General features: G+C 71.6%; 16 protein-coding genes and 2 tRNA genes. 7 read left to right on the top strand and 11 right to left on the bottom strand.

Translation table 11 applies throughout. The annotated features are described in order from the left end of the window. Positions 1-3 precede the first annotated feature (3 nt). Positions 4-1206, bottom strand: a complete 1203-nt coding sequence (locus KK617_RS14020; protein ID WP_277500697.1) for a Fic family protein — start codon at positions 1204-1206, stop codon at positions 4-6. 129 nt (positions 1207-1335) lie between these two features. Between KK617_RS14020 and KK617_RS14015 the strand changes: the two genes are divergently transcribed. The 5 genes from KK617_RS14015 to KK617_RS13995 all read left to right on the top strand — a co-directional run bounded on the left by KK617_RS14015 (position 1336) and on the right by KK617_RS13995 (position 7249). After that, the gene (locus tag KK617_RS14015; RefSeq protein ID WP_277500696.1) at positions 1336-2625 is read left to right on the top strand and encodes an FAD-dependent oxidoreductase; all 1290 of its coding nucleotides are present in this window, start codon (positions 1336-1338) and stop codon (positions 2623-2625) included. Next, positions 2622-3587 (top strand): FAD-dependent oxidoreductase, encoded by a 966-nt coding sequence (locus tag KK617_RS14010; RefSeq protein WP_277500695.1) that lies wholly within the window; start codon positions 2622-2624, stop codon positions 3585-3587. Before KK617_RS14015 ends, KK617_RS14010 begins: the two co-directional genes overlap by 4 nt. Positions 3588-3839: 252 nt before the next feature. Next, a complete protein-coding gene (locus KK617_RS14005) occupies positions 3840-4883 on the top strand; it encodes a hypothetical protein (RefSeq protein ID WP_277500694.1) in 1044 nt (347 codons plus the stop codon). A 59-nt stretch (positions 4884-4942) separates the two neighbouring features. After that, the gene (locus KK617_RS14000; RefSeq protein ID WP_277500693.1) at positions 4943-5938 is read left to right on the top strand and encodes a hypothetical protein; all 996 of its coding nucleotides are present in this window, start codon (positions 4943-4945) and stop codon (positions 5936-5938) included. A gap of 42 nt (positions 5939-5980) precedes the next feature. Then, positions 5981-7249: an adenylosuccinate synthetase gene (locus KK617_RS13995; RefSeq protein ID WP_277500692.1), complete on the top strand. Its 1269-nt coding sequence runs from the start codon at positions 5981-5983 to the stop codon at positions 7247-7249. Positions 7250-7818: 569 nt separating this feature from the next. Here KK617_RS13995 and KK617_RS13990 read toward each other — a convergent pair. From KK617_RS13990 to KK617_RS13980, 3 genes are all read right to left on the bottom strand, one after another. Continuing rightward, positions 7819-10827 carry a DUF3427 domain-containing protein gene (locus tag KK617_RS13990; RefSeq protein WP_346813189.1) on the bottom strand — a complete coding sequence of 1003 codons (3009 nt, stop codon included), beginning with the start codon at positions 10825-10827 and terminating at the stop codon, positions 7819-7821. 99 nt (positions 10828-10926) lie between these two features. Beyond that, a tRNA-Ala gene (locus tag KK617_RS13985) sits at positions 10927-11002 on the bottom strand. Positions 11003-11048: 46 nt separating this feature from the next. Continuing rightward, positions 11049-11171, bottom strand: coding sequence for a DLW-39 family protein (locus tag KK617_RS13980; protein ID WP_277500690.1), 123 nt, complete (start codon positions 11169-11171; stop codon positions 11049-11051). A gap of 165 nt (positions 11172-11336) precedes the next feature. Here KK617_RS13980 and KK617_RS13975 point away from each other — a divergent pair, with 165 nt between their 5' ends. Further along, positions 11337-12269 (top strand): alpha/beta fold hydrolase, encoded by a 933-nt coding sequence (locus KK617_RS13975; RefSeq protein WP_277500689.1) that lies wholly within the window; start codon positions 11337-11339, stop codon positions 12267-12269. A 77-nt stretch (positions 12270-12346) separates the two neighbouring features. On the opposite strand, the gene KK617_RS13970 is transcribed toward KK617_RS13975, so the two are convergent. Next, positions 12347-12979, bottom strand: a complete 633-nt coding sequence (locus KK617_RS13970; protein ID WP_277500688.1) for a hypothetical protein — start codon at positions 12977-12979, stop codon at positions 12347-12349. Between the two features lie 44 nt (positions 12980-13023). Between KK617_RS13970 and KK617_RS13965 the strand changes: the two genes are divergently transcribed. Continuing rightward, positions 13024-13605 (top strand): hypothetical protein, encoded by a 582-nt coding sequence (locus tag KK617_RS13965; protein WP_277500687.1) that lies wholly within the window; start codon positions 13024-13026, stop codon positions 13603-13605. Between the two features lie 39 nt (positions 13606-13644). On the opposite strand, the gene KK617_RS13960 is transcribed toward KK617_RS13965, so the two are convergent. The 6 genes from KK617_RS13960 to KK617_RS13935 all read right to left on the bottom strand — a co-directional run. Beyond that, positions 13645-13983, bottom strand: coding sequence for a hypothetical protein (locus tag KK617_RS13960; protein WP_277500686.1), 339 nt, complete (start codon positions 13981-13983; stop codon positions 13645-13647). A 63-nt stretch (positions 13984-14046) separates the two neighbouring features. Continuing rightward, positions 14047-14123: transfer RNA gene (locus tag KK617_RS13955), tRNA-Ile, on the bottom strand. 239 nt (positions 14124-14362) lie between these two features. Further along, complete coding sequence (locus tag KK617_RS13950) at positions 14363-14851, bottom strand: DUF3566 domain-containing protein (protein ID WP_277500685.1); 489 nt, start codon at positions 14849-14851, stop codon at positions 14363-14365. Further along, the gene (gene gyrA / locus KK617_RS13945; RefSeq protein ID WP_277500684.1) at positions 14851-17616 is read right to left on the bottom strand and encodes a DNA gyrase subunit A; all 2766 of its coding nucleotides are present in this window, start codon (positions 17614-17616) and stop codon (positions 14851-14853) included. Before gyrA ends, KK617_RS13950 begins: the two co-directional genes overlap by 1 nt. A 109-nt stretch (positions 17617-17725) precedes the next feature. Further along, complete coding sequence (gene gyrB, locus KK617_RS13940; protein WP_277500705.1) at positions 17726-19795, bottom strand: DNA topoisomerase (ATP-hydrolyzing) subunit B; 2070 nt, start codon at positions 19793-19795, stop codon at positions 17726-17728. Positions 19796-20163: 368 nt separating this feature from the next. Further along, the coding region (locus KK617_RS13935) for a DciA family protein (protein ID WP_277500683.1) at positions 20164-20657 on the bottom strand (494 nt) is incomplete at its 5' end.

Genomic DNA, 20657 nt, shown 5'->3' with positions numbered 1-20657 from the left:
AGCTCACCCGAGCCGCGCGCGTTGAGCGATCCGCACCCCGAGGTCGTTGAGCTCGTCCGCGACGGCGGCGGCGACCCAGACCTGGTTGCGGGTGCGCCGCGTGAGCGGGCGGACAACGCCGGCGTCGTGCAGCCGGTTGATCGCGCCGTAGACGCTCGAGGTCGCGCCGCCCACGCGCTCCTCGGCGTCGTCGGCCGAGAACACGGGGTGGTCCAGCAGCGTGTCGAGGATCCGGGCGGCTGCACTCCCCCGACGGGGTCGCCCCGCTGCCTCGGACCAGCGGTCGGGCAGCTCCGCCAGGCGGTCGGCGGTGGTGCGGGCCTCGACCGCGGCGATGAACGAGCCCTTGGCGAAGGCGGCCACGATCGGACCAGCGTCGCCGTCGCGGTAGGCCCCGAGCGCGTCGAAGTACGCCTCACGGCGCGCGACGATGGCGGACGCCAGCGGCACGACCGTGCGCCGGGTGGCACCCCGTCGGCGCAGGATGCTGCTCACCAGGGCGCGGCCGATGCGCCCGTTCCCGTCGGTGAAGGGGTGGATGGACTCGAACTGGGCGTGCGCGATCGCCGCCTGGGTCAGGACTCCGATGTCGTCGCGGTTCGCGAACACCAGCAGGTCGTCGAGCGCGGGGCCCACGTGGCGGGCCGGGGGCGGGACGTAGAGCGCTCCCCGCGGCGAGTGGTCGGACCCGCCGATCCAGTTCTGCTCCGTCCGCACGCGGCCGGCCTGATCACGCTCGGACGGGTCGTCGGCCATCAGCACCGCATGAGCGCGCAGGACCGCGTCGAGGGCGAGGGGACCTCCCCCGTCGACCGACGTGATCAGCTCGTGCAGCGCGCGCGTGGACGCGACCATGGCTGTGGCGGAGCTGTTGGACCTCGCGCCGTGCAAGGCTCGGGCGTAGTCGTCGACGGTCGCCTCGACGTACTCGATCTTCGACGAGGCAACGGACTCGGCGCGCAGGAGCAGGGTCGCGAGCGGCCCGAGGTGCTGCCCGTGGGTCGCGTCGAGCGCCGTGACCGCCCGCACGGCATCTTCCACCTCGGTGGCCAGCGTCGCGGGGAGGGTGACGTCGAGACGCGCGATCGGGGGTGGAACGGCGACCGTGACCTCCCGGAGCATCCGGTCCTCCCGGGTGCCGCCCCGGTGACGTTGCTGCCACTGCTCGGTGCGCAGGCCGTGAGCGGGGATGACAACGGTCGGCATCCGCCCTGATCCTCTCCGGCCCCGTCGGTCACGTCTGGAAACTGGTAAGTCGGAACGAGGCTACCGCTATTCCGACTTGATGTGGCCAAGTCGGAACGCGTGGTTGGCGCGCCCCTCCATCCTGTCGTCATGGCTGTGGTGGCGGAGGCCGACGTCGTGGTCGTCGGTGCGGGGCTCGCGGGGCTGCGCTGCGCCCACGAGCTGGAGGGCGCCGGGCTCGAGGTCGTCGTGCTCGATCACGAGGACGCGCCGGGCGGGCGGATCCGCACCGACGTCGTGGACGGGCACCTCGTGGACCGCGGCTTCCAGCTGCTCAACCCGGGCTACCCCGCCGTACGACGCTGGGTCGACACCGCGGCCCTCGACCTGCACGCGTTCGACGCGGGCGTGGCGGCGCGCGACGCCGACGGGGTGCGGCGCCTCGGCCACCCGTGGCACGCGCCGGGGCTGCTGCCGGCCTCGGTGCGGGCCGTCGCCGGCAGCGTGCCGGGCACCCTCGGCCTGCTGCGGTGGGCCGCGCCGCTGCTGACGCCCGGGCGGGGGTCGCTCGGGCGGCGCCTGGGGTCCGCTCCCGACACCTCGCTCGCGGCCAGCCTCGACGCCGCCGGTGTGAGCGGCCTGCCGCGCACCGTGCTGGACCGGTTCCTCGCCGGCGTACTGCTGGAGGACACGGGCGCCAGCTCGGCGCAGTACGCCCGCCTCCTCGTCAGCTCGTTCCTCCAGGCCACGCCCGCGCTCCCGCGCGACGGCATGGAGGCGCTCCCCCGCCAGCTCGCCGCCCGGCTGTCCGGCCCCGTCCGCACGGGGGTCGAGGTCGAGGCGGTGGAGCGCAGGACGGGTGCCGTCGGCCCGCGGGTGCGCACCGCCGGGGGTGCGTACGTCGCGCGCGCCGTCGTCGTCGCCACCGCCGCGCCGGGCGCGGAGGCGCTGCTCGGCGTACCGGCGCCGGCGTCGCACGGGGTGGTCACCGAGTGGTACTCGACGACCGAGCCCCCGGCGCCCCGCGACCGGGCGCGGCTGCTGCACGTCGACGGCCGCGACCGCCCGCACGGACCGCTCGTCAACGCGGCGGTGATGTCGGCGGCGGCGCCGAGCTACGCCCCGCCGGGCCGGCACCTCGTCGGGGCGTCGGCGCTGCTGGGCCCCGACCGCCCCGTCCCGTCGTCCGCGGCGATGCGCGACCACGCCGGCGAGCTGCTCGGCAGCGACCCCCGCGGGTGGGAGCTGCTGCGCCGCGACGAGGTCCCGCACGCCCTTCCCGCCCAGGAGCCCCCGTTGACCCTGACCCGCCCGACCGACCTCGGCGCCGGCGTGTTCGTCGCCGGCGACCACCGCGACACCGCCTCGATCCAGGGCGCGCTGGTGAGCGGCCACCGGGCCGCGACCGCCGTACGACGCGCGCTCGGCGGTGCGGCGTGACCCGGCCGGAGGACGCGGTCCTCGTCGTCGGCGCCGGCATCGCCGGGGTCGCGTGCGCACGGGCGCTGACGGAGGCCGGCGTACCGGTCGTCGTGGTCGACCGCGGCATGCGCATCGGCGGCCGGATGGCGTCGCGGCGGGTGGACGACCGCCCGGTCGACCTGGGCGCGTCGTACTTCACGGTGCCCGACGACGACCCGGCGTTCGCCGCGGTGGTCGAGGGGTGGCGCGCGGCCGGCCTGGCGCGGGAGTGGACCAGCCGCTTCCACGCGCTCGACGACGGTCGGCTGGAGGCGAAGGACGGGCCGGTGCGCTGGGGCGCGGCGGGCGCGCTGCGCTCGCTGGTGGAGCACCTGGCCGAGCCCCTCGACGTACGGCGGGCCGCGGTGTCGTCGGTCACTGTCGGCGACGCGGGGGTCGTCGTGGACGGCGAGCCGGCGCGGGCCGCGGTGCTGGCGATGCCGGACCCGCAGGCGCGGCGACTGCTGGACCCCTCGCTCGGTGATGTGGCCGCCCGGCTCGACCGGGAGTGGGAGCCGGTGCTGGCGCTGGTCGCGACCTGGCCGGAGCGCGCCTGGGAGGTCGACGGCGTGTTCGTCAACGGCGACCCGGTGCTGTCGTTCGTGGCCGACGACGGGCAGCGGCGCGGCGACGGCGCCCCCGTGCTGGTGGCGCACTCGACGCCGGAGCTCGCCGCGCAGCACCTCGAGGACCCCGACGCGGCGGCGCCCGCGATGGTGGCGGCGCTGCGGGCGGCGCTGTCGCTCGACGAGCCCGCGTCGGTGCAGGTCAAGCGGTGGGGGCTGGCGCGGCCGACGGGTGAGCGCGACGCGCCGTTCCTGCTGGACGCGCGGGGCGTGGGGGTGTGCGGCGACGGGTGGGGGCCGACGCCGCGCGTGGCGACCGCCTGGCGTTCCGGGCACGAGCTGGGGCGGGCGTTGGTGGAGCGGTTCGGGTCCTGATCGCGCCGTTTCGGCAGCGCCCGGCCGCGACGGGCCGCATCCGGGTCGCGGTGTGAGCGGTAGTCATTCACTACCGCCCCTACCGCGACGGGACGAAGCCGCCGGGCGGCACCGGTCGCGGTGTCAGCGCTAGTCATCCACTACCGCTCCTACCGCGACCGCCGGACGCGGCACCGGCCTGAGCCCGATCTTTTTTGTCTTTCTGACCAGAAGCCCTTGCCGGCTTATTAATTGTCGTGGAGACTATTAGTCATGAGCGACACCGAGACCCTCCTCCGCCAGGTCGAGGCGGCCACCACCGCCACGGACCTCTTCGGCCCGCCGAGCGCCGACGCGGGCGCGCGGCGGAGGGCGCGTCGTACGTTCCGCGTGCTGGCGCTCCACCTCCACCCCGACCGCCTCGCGGCAGCGCCCGGCGTCGACCGCCCCCGCGCGGCCGCCGCCTTCGCCAAGGCGACCGAGCTCCACGAGGCGTGGGGCCACGAGGCCGACGGGGACACGACAGACGCCCTCCGCGGCCGGCGCGGCACCTACCCCGTCGGCCCGCTGCTCGCCCGCGGCACGGTCGCCAACGTGCACGCCGTACCCGGCGAGGGCGCGGTCGTGAAGATCGCCCGCCGCCCGGCGTCGTCGCGGTTCGTCCGCAACGAGCGCGACGCCCTGCAGGCGTTGCGGACCTTCACCGAGCAGCCCGGCAACGGGTGGCTGGCGCCGTACTTCCCGCGCCTGCTCGACACCGCCACCGTCGGCTCCCCCACCGAGCGCCGCGAGGCGAACGTGCTGGGCTCGCTGGGCCGCGCGGACGGGTTCTACTCGCTGGCGCAGGTGCAGCAGGCCGCACCCGAGGGGCTGGACGGCCGCGACTGGGCGTGGATGCAGCGGCGCCTGCTGCGCGCGCTGGCCGGCGCCCACGCGGCGGGCCTCGTGCACGGCGCGCTGCTGCCGGAGAACGTGCTCATCCACCCGCGCGAGCACGGGGTCGTGCTGGCCGGCTGGTCGTTCGCGACCCGGCCCGGGCGCCCGGCCGAGGGGCGCGTGGCGTCGCAGGCCGCGGCGTACCCGCCCGAGGCGAGCACCGGCGTCCTCACCCCCGCGAGCGACCTCTTCATGCTCGGCGCCCTCGGCCTCGCGCTGCTGCGGCCCGACGAGCGGGCGCAGCGCCGGTTCGCGGAGGGCTGCATGCAGGCCGCGCCGGCGATGCGGCCGCGGGCCGCGGACCTGCTGGACGAGTACGACGACCTGCTGGACCGCCTCTACGGCGCCCGGCGGTTCCGCCCCTTCGCGGTCGCTGTCTGAGCGACCCCCCACCAACACACCACCGACGACACGAACGACGAGAGAGAAGGAGACAGCCAATGGGCAACGGAGCGTGGAGCGACGAGAGCTACCGGGCGGCGGCGACGTTCCGCCGGCGCAGCGGCGCGGCGGACTTCGGCTACAGCGACGACGTGCGGCGCCGGCCGGCCTCGCAGTGGCGGGCGCACCCGACGCTCGACCCGAAGGACGTGGGCGTGCGCGAGTCGCGCGACTCGGCGGAGCACCCCAACAGCACGCCGATCGCGGTGTTCTTCGACGTGACCGGCTCGATGGGCACGGTGCCGCGGCAGATGCAGGCGGAGCTGGCGAAGCTGCACGGGCTGCTGCAGCGCAAGGGGTACGCCGAGGACCCGCAGATCATGTTCGGCGCGCTCGGCGACGCGGACACCGACTACGTGCCGCTGCAGGTGGGCCAGTTCGAGTCCGACAACCGGATGGACGAGCAGCTGCGCTCGATCTTCCTCGAGGGCAACGGCGGCGGGCAGCTGAGCGAGTCCTACGAGCTGGCGGCGTACTTCATGGCCCGCCACACCGCCACCGACGCGTGGGAGAAGCGCGGCAAGAAGGGCTACCTGTTCGTCATCGGCGACGAGATGGGCAAGCCGCGGCTGCGGGCGCGCTACGTGCGCGACCTCATCGGCGACCGGCTCCCCCGCGACCTCGACAGCGCCGCGCTGTGGCGCGAGGTGCAGGAGCGCTGGGAGGTGTTCTTCGTGCTGCCGAAGCAGACGGCGCACTTCGACAACCCGAAGGTCAACGGCTACTGGGCCGACGTGCTCGGCGAGCGCCTGCTGCGCCTCGAGGACCCGACGGCGGTCTGCGACCTCATCGCGCTGACCGTCGGCCTGCTCGAGGACGCCATCAACCTCGACGAGGGGCTCGAGGACCTGCGCGAGGTCGGCAGCTCCAGCGGCCCCGCAGTCGGCCGGGCGCTGGCCACGGTCGGCGCCCGCGGGGGCTCGGGTGGGGCCGGTACGACGACCCTCCCCGCCGCGCTCGCCCGCGACCTCGACGCACCCGACGACCTGGCCTGACCGGCCTGACCCGCCCCGACCCGGCTCGAGAGGAGATCCGTCATGGCACAGCCGCACCGCATCGTCGTCGGCCTCGGGTTCGGCGACGAGGCCAAGGGCGCCACCGTCGACCACCTGTGCGCGCAGGGCGGCGTCAGCGCGGTCGTGCGGTTCTCGGGCGGCGCCCAGGCGGCGCACAACGTGGTGGCCGGGGACCTGCACCACACGTTCCGGCAGTTCGGGTCGGGGACGCTCGCGGGGGTGGCGTCCTACCTGAGCCGGCACGTGCTGGTGAGCCCGGAGGCGCTCGCGGCGGAGGCCGAGGAGCTGGCGGCGCTCGGGGTCGAAGATCCTCTCGGCCTCGTCGCCGTCAGCCCCGACGCCCTCGTGGTGACGCCGGTGCACCGGGCCGCGAACCGCACCCGCGAGGACCTGCGCGGCGACGCCCGGCACGGCTCGTGCGGGCTCGGGATCGGGGAGACGCAGTGGTACGCCCTCCCCGAGACCGCCGGCGACGCCGCAATCCGGGTGCGCGACTGCCTCGACCCGGCCGGCCTGCGCACGAAGCTGATGGCGCTGGTCGACTTCTACGCGCCGCTCCTGGCGCAGGGCACCCACGAGGTGCCGAGCGTGCGGGAGATGGCGGTCGACCTGCTGGAGTTCGGCGACGCGGTGGCGATCGTGCCGGATGCCGCGTACCTGCGGTCGGCCGCCGAGGGCGGGTCGCTGGTGTTCGAGGGATCGCAGGGCGTGCTGCTCGACGAGTGGCGGGGGTTCCACCCGCACACGACGTGGTCGACGGTGACGCCTCTACTGGCCCAGGGCCTGCTGGCGGAGGCGGGGCTGGAGCGGGGCGAGGTCTGGGGTACGACGCGCGCCTACGCCACGCGGCACGGTGCGGGGCCGTTCCCGACGGAGGACCCTGCCCTCGCCGCGTTCCTGCCCGAGCCCCACAACGGGTACGGCGAGTATCAGGGCTCCTGGCGCGTCGGCCAACTCGACCTCGTGCTGCTCGAGTACGCCGCGCGCGTCTGCCGGGCAAGTGGGGGGCTCGATCGGGTGGCGGTGAGCCACGTGGATGTGGTCGAAGCTGCGGGTGGTCGCCTTGGGGTGGCGCGGGGGTACGCGTCGCTGCCACTCGGGGATCTGCAGGACTTGGAGCACCAGGAGCGTCTGACGCGGGCGTTGCTCGCCGTGCGGCCCGCGGTGGAGGCGGTGCGGGGAGACGTCGTCGACGTCATCTCGGGGGTCCTCGGAGTGCCGGTGGGCTCCGTTGCGTACGGCGCCGCGCGTGGCGACCGGGTGGGTACGGCGGAGCTGCGGGCAGCATGAGGGAACGCCCGTTGAGAGCGGTCGCAACAGTCGATGTGAATGACGCGGTTCTACAAGTATCGAGATCTTCCCGGGCTCCAAGGGCTTCAATGAGCTGTGCTCTCGGTTGTGACTGCCGCTGTAGGAGTGTTCGGCGTCCTCATCGCATCGATCAACGTCCTCTTGGACTACCGGCGGCGACTCAGGTCAGCGGTACAGGAGCACTTGGACCTGGCCGAGAGTTTCGAATCGATAGACGCCGCTGTCGCTGAGCGGCTGCGTCAGCGAGCCGCCCGTGACGTCAACGACTATCTGACGACTCGACCAGATCCACACCCGCAGGCGGTTAAAGAAGGTCGGTGGCTCGGGTTGATAACCGCTCTGGGCGCCTTGGCCTTGCTCTTCGCCACCCCCACCTGGCAACCCGAAACCCTGGGGGGATCGCTGATAGTCGGCATGGCTCTGGCCGTACCGGCAGTTGTCATTCAGCAGACCTATGAAACTCGCGCGACGAGGCAACTCAGACCGATTCCAGCTCCATCGCCCTGATGGCCGGCGACGAGCAAGACGATGCCACCGACCGACGCTGTCTACCCCGCAGCGACCGATGCCGCGTGGAAGAACTCCGCTGGCATCGGCTGGTCCAGCCGCCAGGTGATGGCCAGCGGACGCTCCCCTTGGTGGGACACGTATTCCGCCTTGCCCAAGAACAAGTAGGGCGCCGTTCCGAACGGGCCGTCGCTCTCCTCACGCACAAAGAGCAGAACCGTGCTGTCTCCGTTCACGTACCGCTGCCCCGTCGGCGAAGACAGGGTGGTCGTCGACTGCGACTCCCAGTGGAAGTGCTGAGGGTCGATCGGATAGTCGCGGTACATGGTCGTGGGCGAGTACGCCGCCTCGGATTTCCTGAGCGTCACGAAGAAGGCGTCCACGTCCAGCTCGCGCACGTACAGAACCCCTTCTCGGAACGAGTTGGGGCGCCGAGACAACGACGCGTAACCGAGAGCAGCCAGCACTTCCTCGCGTTGGTATCGCGCATGCACCCTGAGCGGCACCCCGGCCAGGTCAAGTTCGGCGGTGACGTTGCGAGCCGCCTCGAACCCCAGGTCCACCACCTGTGCCATCTCTGAACAAAGGGCGGGCTCTGCTCGCAGTGCGGCCAGGCCCTCGTCGTACGACGCGTGTCCCCCACCCGGCCAGAGCGTGAAGTAGAGCATGCGTGCCAGCAATTCCTCCTGCGGGCCGCGCGCGCCAGCAGCTTCCTCACTCAGCAGGTCCTTGTAGGCCTTCGACCGCACTGGATCGTCAACGTGCGCTAGAGCGCGCACCCGCTTAGCTAGGGAATCCTCGCCCGGACCCGCTGACGGCGTTGGTAGTGCGGCCGCGCGACGGAGTTCGGTCCACGACCGCTTTCCCGATCGCAGCACGTCCTCCAACTCGACCCCGGCGTCCGAGAGGAAGCCCGCCAAGGTCGACGACCTCGCGGCACGCGCCTCCGCGACCAGGGCGGGCCACCTGGGGGACAACTGCGCCCGGACGTTGTCGAGGATGACGTTCTGTGCTTGCCGGTCCATCACGATCTGGCAGCCCGAGGGCAGGAACGGGAACCCGTCTTGGACAGCCGCCGCCAACCGTCGACGCGGTAACCCGGTCAAAGCTCGGTAGCGATCGGCGAACCGGAACTCCTTGCGGTGGAGGCCCACGAAGTCGAGGACCGTCAGCACGGGTTTCGTCGGCGTCCGTCGTAGGCCGCGCCCGAGCTGCTGCAGGAAGACGGTTGCACTCTCCGTCGGACGCAGCATCAAGACCGTGTCGATCTCGGGGATGTCGAGACCCTCGTTGAAGAGGTCCACAGCGAAGACGGCATTCAGGCCGCCCGCGCGTAGTTGCGCGAGTACCAATTGACGCTCCGCCACCGAGGATGCGCCACTCAGCGATGCGGCCGGAACCCCGGCTTCGTTGAACACGCGTGCCATGTACGCGGCGTGGTCGACACTCACGCAGAACCCGAGAGCGCGCATGACGCCGACCTCGGGCAGCTTGTCGCTTACCTCGCGGAGCACGATCGCCGCGCGCGCGTCGTTCCCCGTGTAGACACCGCTGAGCTCTGCTTCGTCGTACCCGCGACCGCGGCGCCACGTGATGCCGGTCAGGTCGGTTCCGTCCGCGACTGCGAAGTAGTGGAAAGGCACCAGCAGGTCGGCGCCAATGGCGTCCCACAGACGCAGTTCCGCGGCCGTGCGTCCGTCGAACAACGACCGCACATCAGTGCCGTCGGTTCGCTCGGGCGTTGCGGTGAGGCCGAGGAGCTCGGACGGCTGGAGGTGGTCGAGAAGCGCCCGGTACGTGGGCGCCAGGGCGTGGTGGAACTCGTCGATGACCACGATGTCGAACGCGTCGGAGGGGATGGCGGCGACCCCATATGCCGTCAGTGACTGGACGCTGGCAAAGACGTGGTCCCACCGCTCCGGGCGCTTGCCAGCTACGTACAGCTCGCCGAAGGCGCCATCAGCGAGGACTTCCCGATAGGTGCGACGAGCCTGCTCCAGGATCTCCTGCCGGTGCGCGACGAAGAGGAGCCGCGGTTGCTCGCCACCGAGACAGAGGCGCTTGTAGTCGAGGGCGGCGACCACCGTCTTCCCAGTACCCGTCGCCGCGACGACGAGATTGCGGTGCCGTTCGTGCACGACCCGCTCGGCTTCCAATGAGTCGAGCATGACCTGCTGATGGGGGAACGGCCGGACCTCCAGGCCGGCCAGACTGACCGTCACACGCTCGCTCGCGGTGCGGCCGGCGGCCTCCGCCAGTGCGTCGTCCAGCCGGTCCCGGTCGATGTCCGGGTCGTATCGCGCGAACGTCGGGTCCGCCCAGTAGGAGTCGAAGGTCGCCTCGAACTTCTGGATCAGTGCCGGCGTCGCGGCAGTCGCGAGCCGGACGTTCCACTCGACCCCGTCGAGAAGCGCTGCCCGGGAAAGGTTCGAGGAGCCGACGTAGGCAGTGTCGAAGCCAGTGCGCCGGCGGAACAGCCACGCCTTGGCGTGGAGGCGGGTGCGCTGTGCGTCGTACTGCACCCGCACCTCGGCGCCGTACTCACGAACGAGACGGTCCAGAGCCCGTCGTTCGGTCGAGCCGAGGTACGTCGTGGTGATGACGCGAAGGGGTACGCCTCGCCGACGGACCTCAGCGAGTGCGTCCTCGAGCAAGCGCAGACCGTGCCAGCGAACGAAGGCGCAGATGAGGTCTACCGAGTCAGCGGAACCCAGCTCCGCTCTCAGTTCACCCGCCAGACTTGGCTCGTCGTGGGCGTTGGTCAGTAGCGCAGCCGCTCCCAGCGGCGTTGCTGGCCGAGGGGAAACCGTCAGGTTCCGCTGAGGCCCCTGAGCTGGAGCCATTGCGTGCAGTTGCCGCGTAGGTCGCTGCACTGTCTCTGCGGCGTCCACGAGTTCGATGACTGCGTTGACAAGATCGACGCGGTCGGCGGGGTCCCGGATTGCCTCCAGTCGGCGTTCGAGCAAGCTCGCCACGTGTTGAGCAATGACGTGGGGCTCGTCGGCGGGGTCCACGGACGCCACGGTGGCGAGGAGGTCCGACGCATCCATACGGTGTGCCAGTTGGTGCGTGACAAGTGACTCGTAGACGCCCTCTTGCACCAGAACCCCCTCGGCTGGCTACCAGCGACAGGCGCTAGACCGGCAACCTGGTGGAGCCTAGGGGACTCGAACCCCTAACCCCCTGCTTGCAAAGCAGGTGCGCTACCAATTGCGCCAAGGCCCCTCGTGCGTCGTACTGACGCAGCCGCGCCGCTCGCGCGGCGCGGACTTCACTTCGAGACGGGGTCGGTGGCCTCGGCCCACAGGGCCTGCTCGGCCTTGCTCTCGTCCAGCTTCTTCTTGGCCAGCACCGCGCCGCTGACGGCGAGCAGCGTGAGCACGATCTTCTTCATGGCGAGCCCCTTCTGAGCGTCTCGAACGCGGGCGAATCTACCGCACGGGGCGCCGCCGTACCCCACCGGCCGACGCCGGCAGGGCCTTCCGCGAGGGAGCGAGAACACCGTACTCTCAGTGGCCGGCGTCACAACGGGGCGGCGCCGCAGACCTCGGGAGAATCCATGAAGCAGCTGCTGCGCACCGCCGCGTGCGCCCTCGCCCTCAGTCTCGGACTCGTCGCGGCCGGCTCGGGCACGGCGGCGCAGGCCGCGAGCTCGACGACGTACCGCGAGGGGGGCCTCGCCACGGCGGTCACGAACTTCGTGGTGAGCCCGGGGTACCTGCGGGGCGTCAACGACTGGGGCTGCGTGCCGAGCCCGGAGCACCCCGACCCGGTGATCCTGCAGCACGCGACGTTCGTGAACTTCGGGTCGAACTTCGTGAAGCTCGCGCCGCGGCTGCGCAACGAGGGCTACTGCGTCTACGCGCAGAACTACGGGATGACGCTCTCCTCCCTCGGCCGCATCGGCGGGCTCGGGCAGGTCAGCCGGTCGGTGACCGCGTTCGGCACGTTCGTCGACCAGGTGCGCACCCGCACCGGCGCCGCGAAGGTCGACGTCGTCGGCCACAGCCAGGGCGGGCTCGTGCCTTACGCCTACATCAAGACCGCCGGCGGCGCGGCGAAGATCGACGACTACGTCTCGTGGGGCGGCAGCCAGAACGGCACCACGCTCAACGGCATCGCCACCCTCGGGCAGTCGCTGCGGCTGCTCGGCTTCGCCGAGGCGTTCGCGAGCCTCCTGCAGGCGCCGGGCGTGACCGACCAGGCGCGCGGCAGCCGGTTCATGGACGCGCTGCAGGCCGACCCGAGCGTGCCTGCCGGGCCCGACTACATGACCATCCAGACGCGCTACGACACCGTCGTGACGCCGTCATCGACGCAGTCGATCCCCGGCGCCGAGAACGTCGTGCTCCAGAACCTCTGCGCCGACAACCGCGTCGGCCACGTCGGGCTGTTCCTCGACGAGCCGACGCTGCAGCTGACGGTGAACGCGCTGAACGACGGACCTGAGGGCTTCCGGCCGACGTGCGGTGGGTACGGGCCGGCGCTCTGACTTGAGCAGGTACGCCGGCAGTCACCGTCGACTCCACGCGCAGCGCCCCGCGGGTCATCCGCGGGGCGTTGCCGCGTTCAACTGGCGCTGCCGACGGGGAGCGCCAGCCAACGGAACAAGCCCCTGCCTCCGTCGAGTTCCGAGTAGTCGTGCCAATTGACGGCGTAGGTGCCGGTCAGGTTCTGGTCGTACCGGGGCGTGTCACCGCTCCCCCATGCGAGATGCCCGGTGAGCGTCCTGCCCTCATGGACTCGGAAGTTGGTGTCGCGGGTGACGCGCCCCGTGGGCGGATTCCACAGACCCGGCTCGTTCGTCAGCATGAGGGCGACACCGTCGGCGTCGGGGACAGCTTCGGTGAACCGCTCCAGACGGTGCACGTCGTGGATGAAGTAGCGGCGGGCCAGGTCGTACGCGGCGTGGTTCTTGAGCTGGAACTGCTCGCCCCGACCGTCCTCACCGAGCCAGGAGGCGGTGGCGTACTTGAGCTCGATGAACGTCCGGCGCTGCGGTCCCTGGCACACGATGTCGACGTACTCGGCGCGCTCGGCGGGCTGCCGCACCTCGAGGCGCACCTCGATGGAGGAGTCGGCAGCCGCGACGGCTTGCGCCAGGGCGAACTGGAAGTCGGCCTCCGAGTGGAACACCGGCCGTTGCTGGCTCAGGTTCGTCATGACCGTGGCCAGGTCGACGACTCCCGCGATACGCGTCATGCGCCCCATGGTGGCAGTCCGCACCCGCCCCTAGGGTGGGTTTCATGCCGGTGGGTGACTGCGAACGGGCTTTCGCGAACGCCGCTGCTGCGGACGGGATCGCGCTGACGCGCGCGAAGGTGCCGTGGCTGAACCAGCGAGGTCACTACGGTCTGCCCCCCGAAGCCCACGAGGTGCGCGAGACACTCGGCCGGATCTTCGAGGCACTCGGCGGCGTGGAGACGCAGCAGCGGGCCAAGCGTCTGACCCCCCTGCCTGGCGACTTCTTGCACGAGCCGTCCGGCACGTTCATCGAGGTCGACGAGTCCCAGCACTTCACCTTCTGGCGGCTCCGCAGCCTCGACCTCTACCCGCCCGGGACCCCGCTCGGCTTCGACCTTGCCGAGTACCGCGAGCTCTGCGCCGAATGGGCACCAAGATCGGACCGCTACCGGGCGTCAAAGTCCGCGGCCGGCTTCGGTGACGCGGGGCGGCTGCGCCAGCGTGCGTACCACGACGCGCTGCGCGACCTGGTGGTCCCGACCTTGGGTCACCCGCCGCTCATCCGAGTGCCCGCCCCAGCACGAGACGGCGTTGCCGCCTACGAACGGGTCCGGCCTCAGCTGAGTGCCCTGGCCAGCGCCTGACACGGAGCGGTGAGAGCACCACGCTGTCGGGCCACGCCCTCACTTCTTACGCAGCATCCGCGCCGGCAGGGCGTCGGCGTCGACGTACCCCTCAGCCACGACGCGCTGCAGGAAGGTCGCGACGGCCCAGCGGCGCTTGCCCGAGTCGCTGACCTGCCACCCGGAGAACTCCTCGCGCAACAGCATCCGCGGCCACGGCACGACGCCCAGCAGCTTCCGCCGCTCGCACAGCTCGAGCCGGTAGCGGAACACGGTGTCCGGCGACCGTGCGGGCGAGTGGGGGTAGTAGCGGATGAGGTACGGCTCCGGCAGGTCCGGGAGGTCGAACTCGTCGGCCCGGACCGGCCAGCCTCGACGCCGGGGAGGTCGCCTGCTCACCCCGCCGACGCTACCGGCCCCGGAACGCGACAACGCCCCACGGTGGTCCGTGGGGCGTTGCGGTGGTGGGCCTAACAGGACTTGAACCTGTGACCTCTTCCTTATCAGGGAAGCGCTCTAACCGTCTGAGCTATAGGCCCGGGGTGGCGGAACGACGTACGCCGCGCGGAATGCTACCGGAGCGTGTTCGTCCCGCCAAAACTGGGTGACGTGGTGGTTTCGAGGGCCGCTGGCGCGGCCACCTCAACCACCGGTGCGGGCGCTGGCGCGGCCACCTGTGGTTTCGAGGGGCGCTAGCGCGCCCACCTCAACCACCGAACCAGCAGCCACCTCAACCACCGGAACCAGCGCCCGCCTCAACCAGCGAGACCGGCGACGATCAGCGGTCGCTCTCCTCCGCCAGGGTGACCTCGATGCCACCCAGCAGGGCGGCGGCGAGGTTGTAGAGGAACGCGCCGAGGGTCGCCATGGCAGTGATGAGGATGACGTTCACCGCGGAGATCAGCATCGTCAGGCCGAGCACGCGGGACATGCCGACGTAGTTCTGCACGTCGAAGTCACCGCTGCCCTCGGAGCCCAGCACGTCGGCGATGGTGGAGTTGATCGAGTCCCACACGCCGGCGGCGCCGAGCACGCTCCACACGATGAAGACCGACACGACGGTCACGACCGCGAAGGCGATGGAGAGCAGGAACGCCGTCTTCATCACCGACCACGGGTCGATGCGGGTGAGCCGCAGCTGTGCCCGGCGTACCCGCCGCTTGCGCAGCTGGGTCGGCGAGGTGCTGCCCGCGCCCTGGCCGGGGGGCCGCTGCTGGGGCGGCCGCGGCGCCGTCGTCGTGCGGGTGGAGGTGGCGTCGTCGGCCATCAGACCTCGTCCTCGCCTTCTGCGTCGTCGCTGTCGCCGTCGGCACCTTCGGTCGCGCCAGCGGACTCATCCTGGGCGATTGTGCCACCCTCCGGCGAACCCGCCACCGCCTCGGCGTCGATGACCGAGTCGGCGTCACCACTGGGCTCACCGCTGAGCTCGCCCGCCTCCTCGGCCTCGTCGAGGATCTCCTCGGCGCGGGCCTCGACGGAGCGGGCGACCACGGCGACGGCGTCGTTCGACTTGGGGCTGACGAACTTCACGCCCATCGTGGACCGCCCGGTCGCGCGGAAGTCCTCGTTGATCGGGCTGCGCACGACCTGACCCGACTGGGTGATCGAGAGGATCTCGTCGCCCTCCTCCACGATGAACGCCCCCACGAGCGAGCCGCGGTCCTCGTTGGCCAGCGCCATCGCCTTGATGCCCAGGCCGCCGCGCGACTGGCTGCGGTAGTCGCTGATGCGCGTGCGCTTCGCGAAGCCGCCGTCGGTGATGGTGAAGACGTACTGCTCCTTCACGCCCGGCAGGTCGCCCTCGGTCGACTCCCCTGCCTCGGCGGCCGCGGCCTCGGCCGCCTCCTCCGCCTCGACCTGCGCGGCGCGGATGACCGACATCGACAGCAGCGCGTCGCCCTCGCGGAACTTCATGCCCGTCACGCCCGAGGTCGCGCGGCCCATCGGGCGCAGCTGGGTGTCGTCGGCCGCGAAGCGGATCGCCTGGCCCTTGCGGGACACCAGCAGGATCTCGTCGCGGTCGTCCACCAGCTCGGCGCCGATGAGCTCGTCGTCGTCCTCGCGGAAGTTGATGGCGATGACGCCCGCCTGGCGCGGGGAGTTGTAGTCGCCCAAGCGCGTCTTCTTGACCAGCCCGTTGCGGGTGGCGAGCACCAGGTACGGCGCCTGCTCGTAGTCGCGGATCGCCAGCACCTGCGCGATCTCCTCGTCGGGCTGGAAGCTCAGCAGGCCGGCCACGTGGCCGCCCTTCGCGTCGCGACTCGCCTCGGGCAGGTTGTAGGCCTTCGTGCGGTAGACCCGCCCGGCGGTGGTGAAGAACAGCAGCCAGTGGTGGTTCGTCGTCGCGATGAAGTGCTCCACCACGTCGTCACCGCGCAGCGAGGCGCCACGCACGCCCTTCCCGCCGCGCTTCTGCGTGCGGTACAGGTCGGCGCGGGTGCGCTTCGCGTACCCACCCCGCGTGATGGAGACGACGAGGTCCTCGTCGGGGATCAGGTCCTCCATCGACATGTCGCCGGCGGCCGCGATGATCTGGGTACGGCGGTCGTCGCCGTACTTCTCCACGATCGCCGCGAGCTCGTCGGAGACGATCTGCCGCTGGCGCGACTCGTTGGCGAGGATGTCCTTCAGGTCCGCGATGATCAGCTCGAGCTCGGCCAGCCGGTCGATGATCTTCTGGCGCTGCAGGGCCGCGAGGTTCCGCAGCTGCATCGCGAGGATGTAGTCGGCCTGCACCTCGTCGACGTCGAGCAGGTCCATGAGGCCCGCCTTCGCCTCGGCGACGTCGGGCGAGCGGCGGATGAGGGCGATGACCTCGTCGAGCGCCTCGAGCGCCTTCACCAGGCCGCGCTGGACGTGCGCCTCCTCCTCCGCCTTGCGGAGGCGGTAGCGCGTCCGCCGCTGGATGACCTCGATCTGGTGGGCCAGCCAGTTGCTGATGAACTGGTCGATCGACAGCGTGCGGGGCACGCCGTCGACCAGGGCCAGCATGTTCGCGCTGAAGTTGGTCTGCAGCTCGGTGTGCTTGAGCAGGTTGTTGAGCACCACGCGGGCGACGGCGTCGCGCTTGAGCACGACGACGAGCCGCTGGCCCGTGCGGTCCGAGGTGTCGTCGCGGACGTCCGCGATGCCCTGCACCTTGCCGGAGTCGGCGAGCTCGGCGATCTTCAGCGCCAGGTTGTCCGGGTTGACCATGTAGGGCAGCTCGGTGATGACGAGCACGGTGCGCCCGCGGCTGTCCTCGTCAACGTCGATGACCGCGCGCTGCGTCACCGAGCCGCGGCCGGTGCGGTAGGTCTGCTCGATGCCCTGCGTGCCCACGATGAGCGCACCGTTGGGGAAGTCGGGACCCTTGATGCGCTCGATGAGCGCGTCCTGCAGCTCCTCGCGCGACGCGTCCGGGTGCTCGATCGCCCACTGCACGCCGGCGGCCACCTCGCGCAGGTTGTGCGGCGGGATGTTGGTCGCCATGCCGACCGCGATGCCGGCCGAGCCGTTGACCAGCAGGTTCGGGTAGCGCGACGGCAGCACCGTCGGCTCCTGCGAGCGGCCGTCGTAGTTGGGCTGGAAGTCGACCGTGTCCTGGTCGATGTCCCGCACCATCTCGAGCGCGAGCGGCGCCATCCGGCACTCGGTGTACCGCATCGCGGCCGCCGCGTCGTTGCCCGGCGAGCCGAAGTTGCCCTGGCCCTGGATGAGCGGCGCGCGCATCACCCACGGCTGCGCGAGGCGCACGAGGGTGTCGTAGATCGCCGAGTCGCCGTGCGGGTGGTACTGACCCATCACGTCACCGACGACGCGGCTGCACTTGCTGAAGCCGCGGTCGGGGCGGTAACCGCCGTCGTACATCGCGTAGAGCACCCGGCGGTGCACCGGCTTGAGGCCGTCCCGCACGTCGGGCAGCGCGCGCCCGACGATGACCGCCATCGCGTAGTCGATGTAGGCCCGCTGCATCGACGTCTGCAGCTCGACGTGCTCGATGCGGCCGCCAGGCCCCAGCGGCAGGCCGCCGTCGGTGGGGGTCTCGGTCACGATTGCTCTCTCTCCGGAGTTCTAGATGAATCTAGGAACAGCTGTAGATCGGTTCAGACTCTCCTGACGAGTACGGCGGCACGCGCCGCCGTACCCGCACCGGCAGGTCCTAGATGTCGAGGAAGCGGACGTCCTTGGCGTTGCGCTGGATGAACGAGCGGCGCTGCTCGACGTCCTCGCCCATGAGGATCGAGAAGATCTCGTCGGCGTGGGCGGCGTCGTCCAGCGTCACCTGGAGGAGCAGGCGCTGGTCGGGGTCCATCGTGGTCTCCCACAGCTCCTTGGCGTTCATCTCGCCCAGACCCTTGTAGCGCTGCACCGGGTTCTCCTTCGGCAGCTTCTTGCCGGCGTCGTGGCCGGCCTTCAGCAGCGCGTCGCGCTCGGCGTCGGAGTAGACGAACTCGTGGTCGGCCGGCTTGTTCCAGCGCAGGCGGTAGAGCGGCGGCTGGGCCATGTAGACGTGGCCGTTCTCGATGAGCGGGCGCATGAAGCGGAAGAGCAGCGTCAGCAGCAGCGTGTTGATGTGGTGGCCGTCGACGTCGGCGTCCGCCATCAGCACGACCTTGTGGTAGCGCAGCTTGGCGAGGTCGAACTCCTCGGTGATGCCCGTGCCCAGCGCGGAGATGATCGACTGCACCTCCTGGTTGCCCAGGACCTTGTCGATGCGCGCCTTCTCGACGTTGAGGATCTTGCCGCGGATCGGGAGGATCGCCTGCACGCGCGGGTCGCGGCCCTGGCGCGCGGAGCCGCCGGCGGAGTCACCCTCGACGATGAACACCTCGCACTCGGCGGGGTTCGTCGACTGGCAGTCGCTCAGCTTGCCCGGCAGGCCGCTGCGGCCCAGCAGGCCCTTGCGGTCGCGGGCCAGGTCGCGGGCCTTGCGCGCCGCGATGCGCGCGTGGGCCGCCGACTGCGCCTTGCGCACGATGTCCTTGCCCTCGGCCGGGTTGCGCTCGAACCAGTCACCCAGCTGCTCGTTGACGATGCGCTGGGTGAAGCCCTTCGCCTCGGTGTTGCCGAGCTTGGTCTTCGTCTGGCCCTCGAACTGCGGCTCGCCCAGCTTGATGGAGATGATCGCGGTGAGGCCCTCGCGGATGTCCTCGCCCGAGACCCGGTCCTCCTTCTTCTTCACCAGGCCCCACGTCTCGCCCCAGTTGTTGACGAGCGAGGTGAGCGCCGCGCGGAAGCCCTCCTCGTGCGTGCCGCCCTCGTGGGTGTTGATCGTGTTCGCGAAGGTGTGGACCGACTCGTTGTAGGAGGTGTTCCACTGCATCGCGACCTCGAGGCTCATGTGGTTCTCGACGCTGTCGGGCGTCTGGGCCTCGAAGGAGATGACGGTCGGGTTCGCGACCGCCTTGCTGCGGTTGAGGTGCTCGACGTAGTCGACCAGGCCGCGGTCGTAGCGGAAGACCTGCTCGAGGCCGCCGCCGGCGCCGCGACCGAGCGCGTCGTGCCCGCCGTCGACCGTCTCGTCGATCGTGTCGTCCTCGACCGCGTCGGCGATGCCGGAGGCCGCCGGGCGGTCGTCGCGCACGACGATCTCGAGGCCCTTGTTGAGGAAGGCCATCTCGCGGATGCGCGAGGTGATGGTCTCGAGCGAGTACTCCGTCGTCTCGAAGATGTCCTCGCTCGCCCAGAACGAGACCGTCGTGCCGGTGGACTCGCCCTCCTCCATCGGGCGGACCTTCTCGAGCGGCCCGTCGGGCGCGCCGAGCTGGAACGTCTGGCGCCACAGGTGGCCGCGGTTCTTCACCTCGACCACGAGGCGGCTCGACAGCGCGTTGACGACGGAGACGCCCACGCCGTGCAGACCACCGGAGACCTTGTAGCCGCCGCCGCCGAACTTGCCGCCCGCGTGCAGCACGGTGAGCGCCAGCGTCACGGCCGGCAGCTCCTGGCCGGGGGCGGTGTCGGTCGGGATGCCGCGGCCGTTGTCCTCGACGCGGATCGCGCCGTCGTCGGTCAGCGTCACGACGATGCGGTCGCAGTGGCCGGCGAGCGCCTCGTCGACCGCGTTGTCGACGATCTCCCAGATGAGGTGGTGCAGGCCGCGGGCGCCGGTCGAGCCGATGTACATGCCCGGGCGCTTGCGCACGGCCTCGAGGCCCTCGAGCACCTGGATCGCGGACGCGTCGTAGGCCCCGTCGTCGACGATGGAGGCGGACACCGGCTGGGCCATCGCCTCCTCGGCGCTCCCGGGCATCTCGGGCGTCTCCGGCACTCCCGGCGTCTCGATCTGCTCGTCGTCGCTCACGCGCGTTCCCTCTTCTCCTCGACCCGGGTCGCGACCGGGAGCCGCGACACACGCGATGACCGCCCGAGGACGGTCACCGACGCCCATCCTACCGCCGTGGAGGCCCGGAGACACGCAGGCGTCCCCAGGGTGGGGGGCGAGTCGCGGGCTCGGACCGCCTCAGGCGGCTCGGGAACCCACCGTGGAGGGGCGCGCAGGGTGCCGGGTGGGTCCCCCCACCACCGCGAGGCCCGCAGATCGTCTCCTGCGCACCCAGGCGGTCCGGCCGCTCGGAGGGCTCGGCCGCGCCCGGCTCACCCGTAGGTGTCGCGCGGCCCCCGGCCGTCGCGCACGCTGCGCGGGCCCTTCTTCCACGACGGCCCCTGGGGCCCGAGGACCTCGATCGCCGTGACCGTGCCGGAGCCGAGCTCGGTGTTGATCCGCTGCAGCAGCGTCGGCGCCAGCAGCCGCAGCTGCGTGGCCCAGGCCGTCGCCCGGGCGCGCACCACGAGGCGGCCGTCGACGAACGACTCCGGCGTCGAGTGCTCCGCCACGTCCGGCCCGACCAGCTCGGCCCAGCGCCCGAACACCCCGTGCACCCGCAGGTCGAGCTCCCACCCGCGCTGGGCGACGAGGCGGCGTACCTCCCCCTCCACCCCCTGCGGGTCGCGGTCGTCGGGCCGCGAGCCCGAGAACGTCGGCCCCCCGCTCCGCCCGCGGCGTCGGTCGGGGGCGCCCACCCAGCCGGAGCCCCCCGTCGTACGGCGGCGCGCACCGCCCGGCAGCCCGGGGGGCCCGCCCGCGGCGG

It is taken from the genome of Nocardioides sp. ChNu-99 (assembly GCF_029493445.1).
GTDB lineage: Bacteria > Actinomycetota > Actinomycetes > Propionibacteriales > Nocardioidaceae > Nocardioides.
This window is presented reverse-complemented; position numbering and strand designations above follow the sequence as displayed.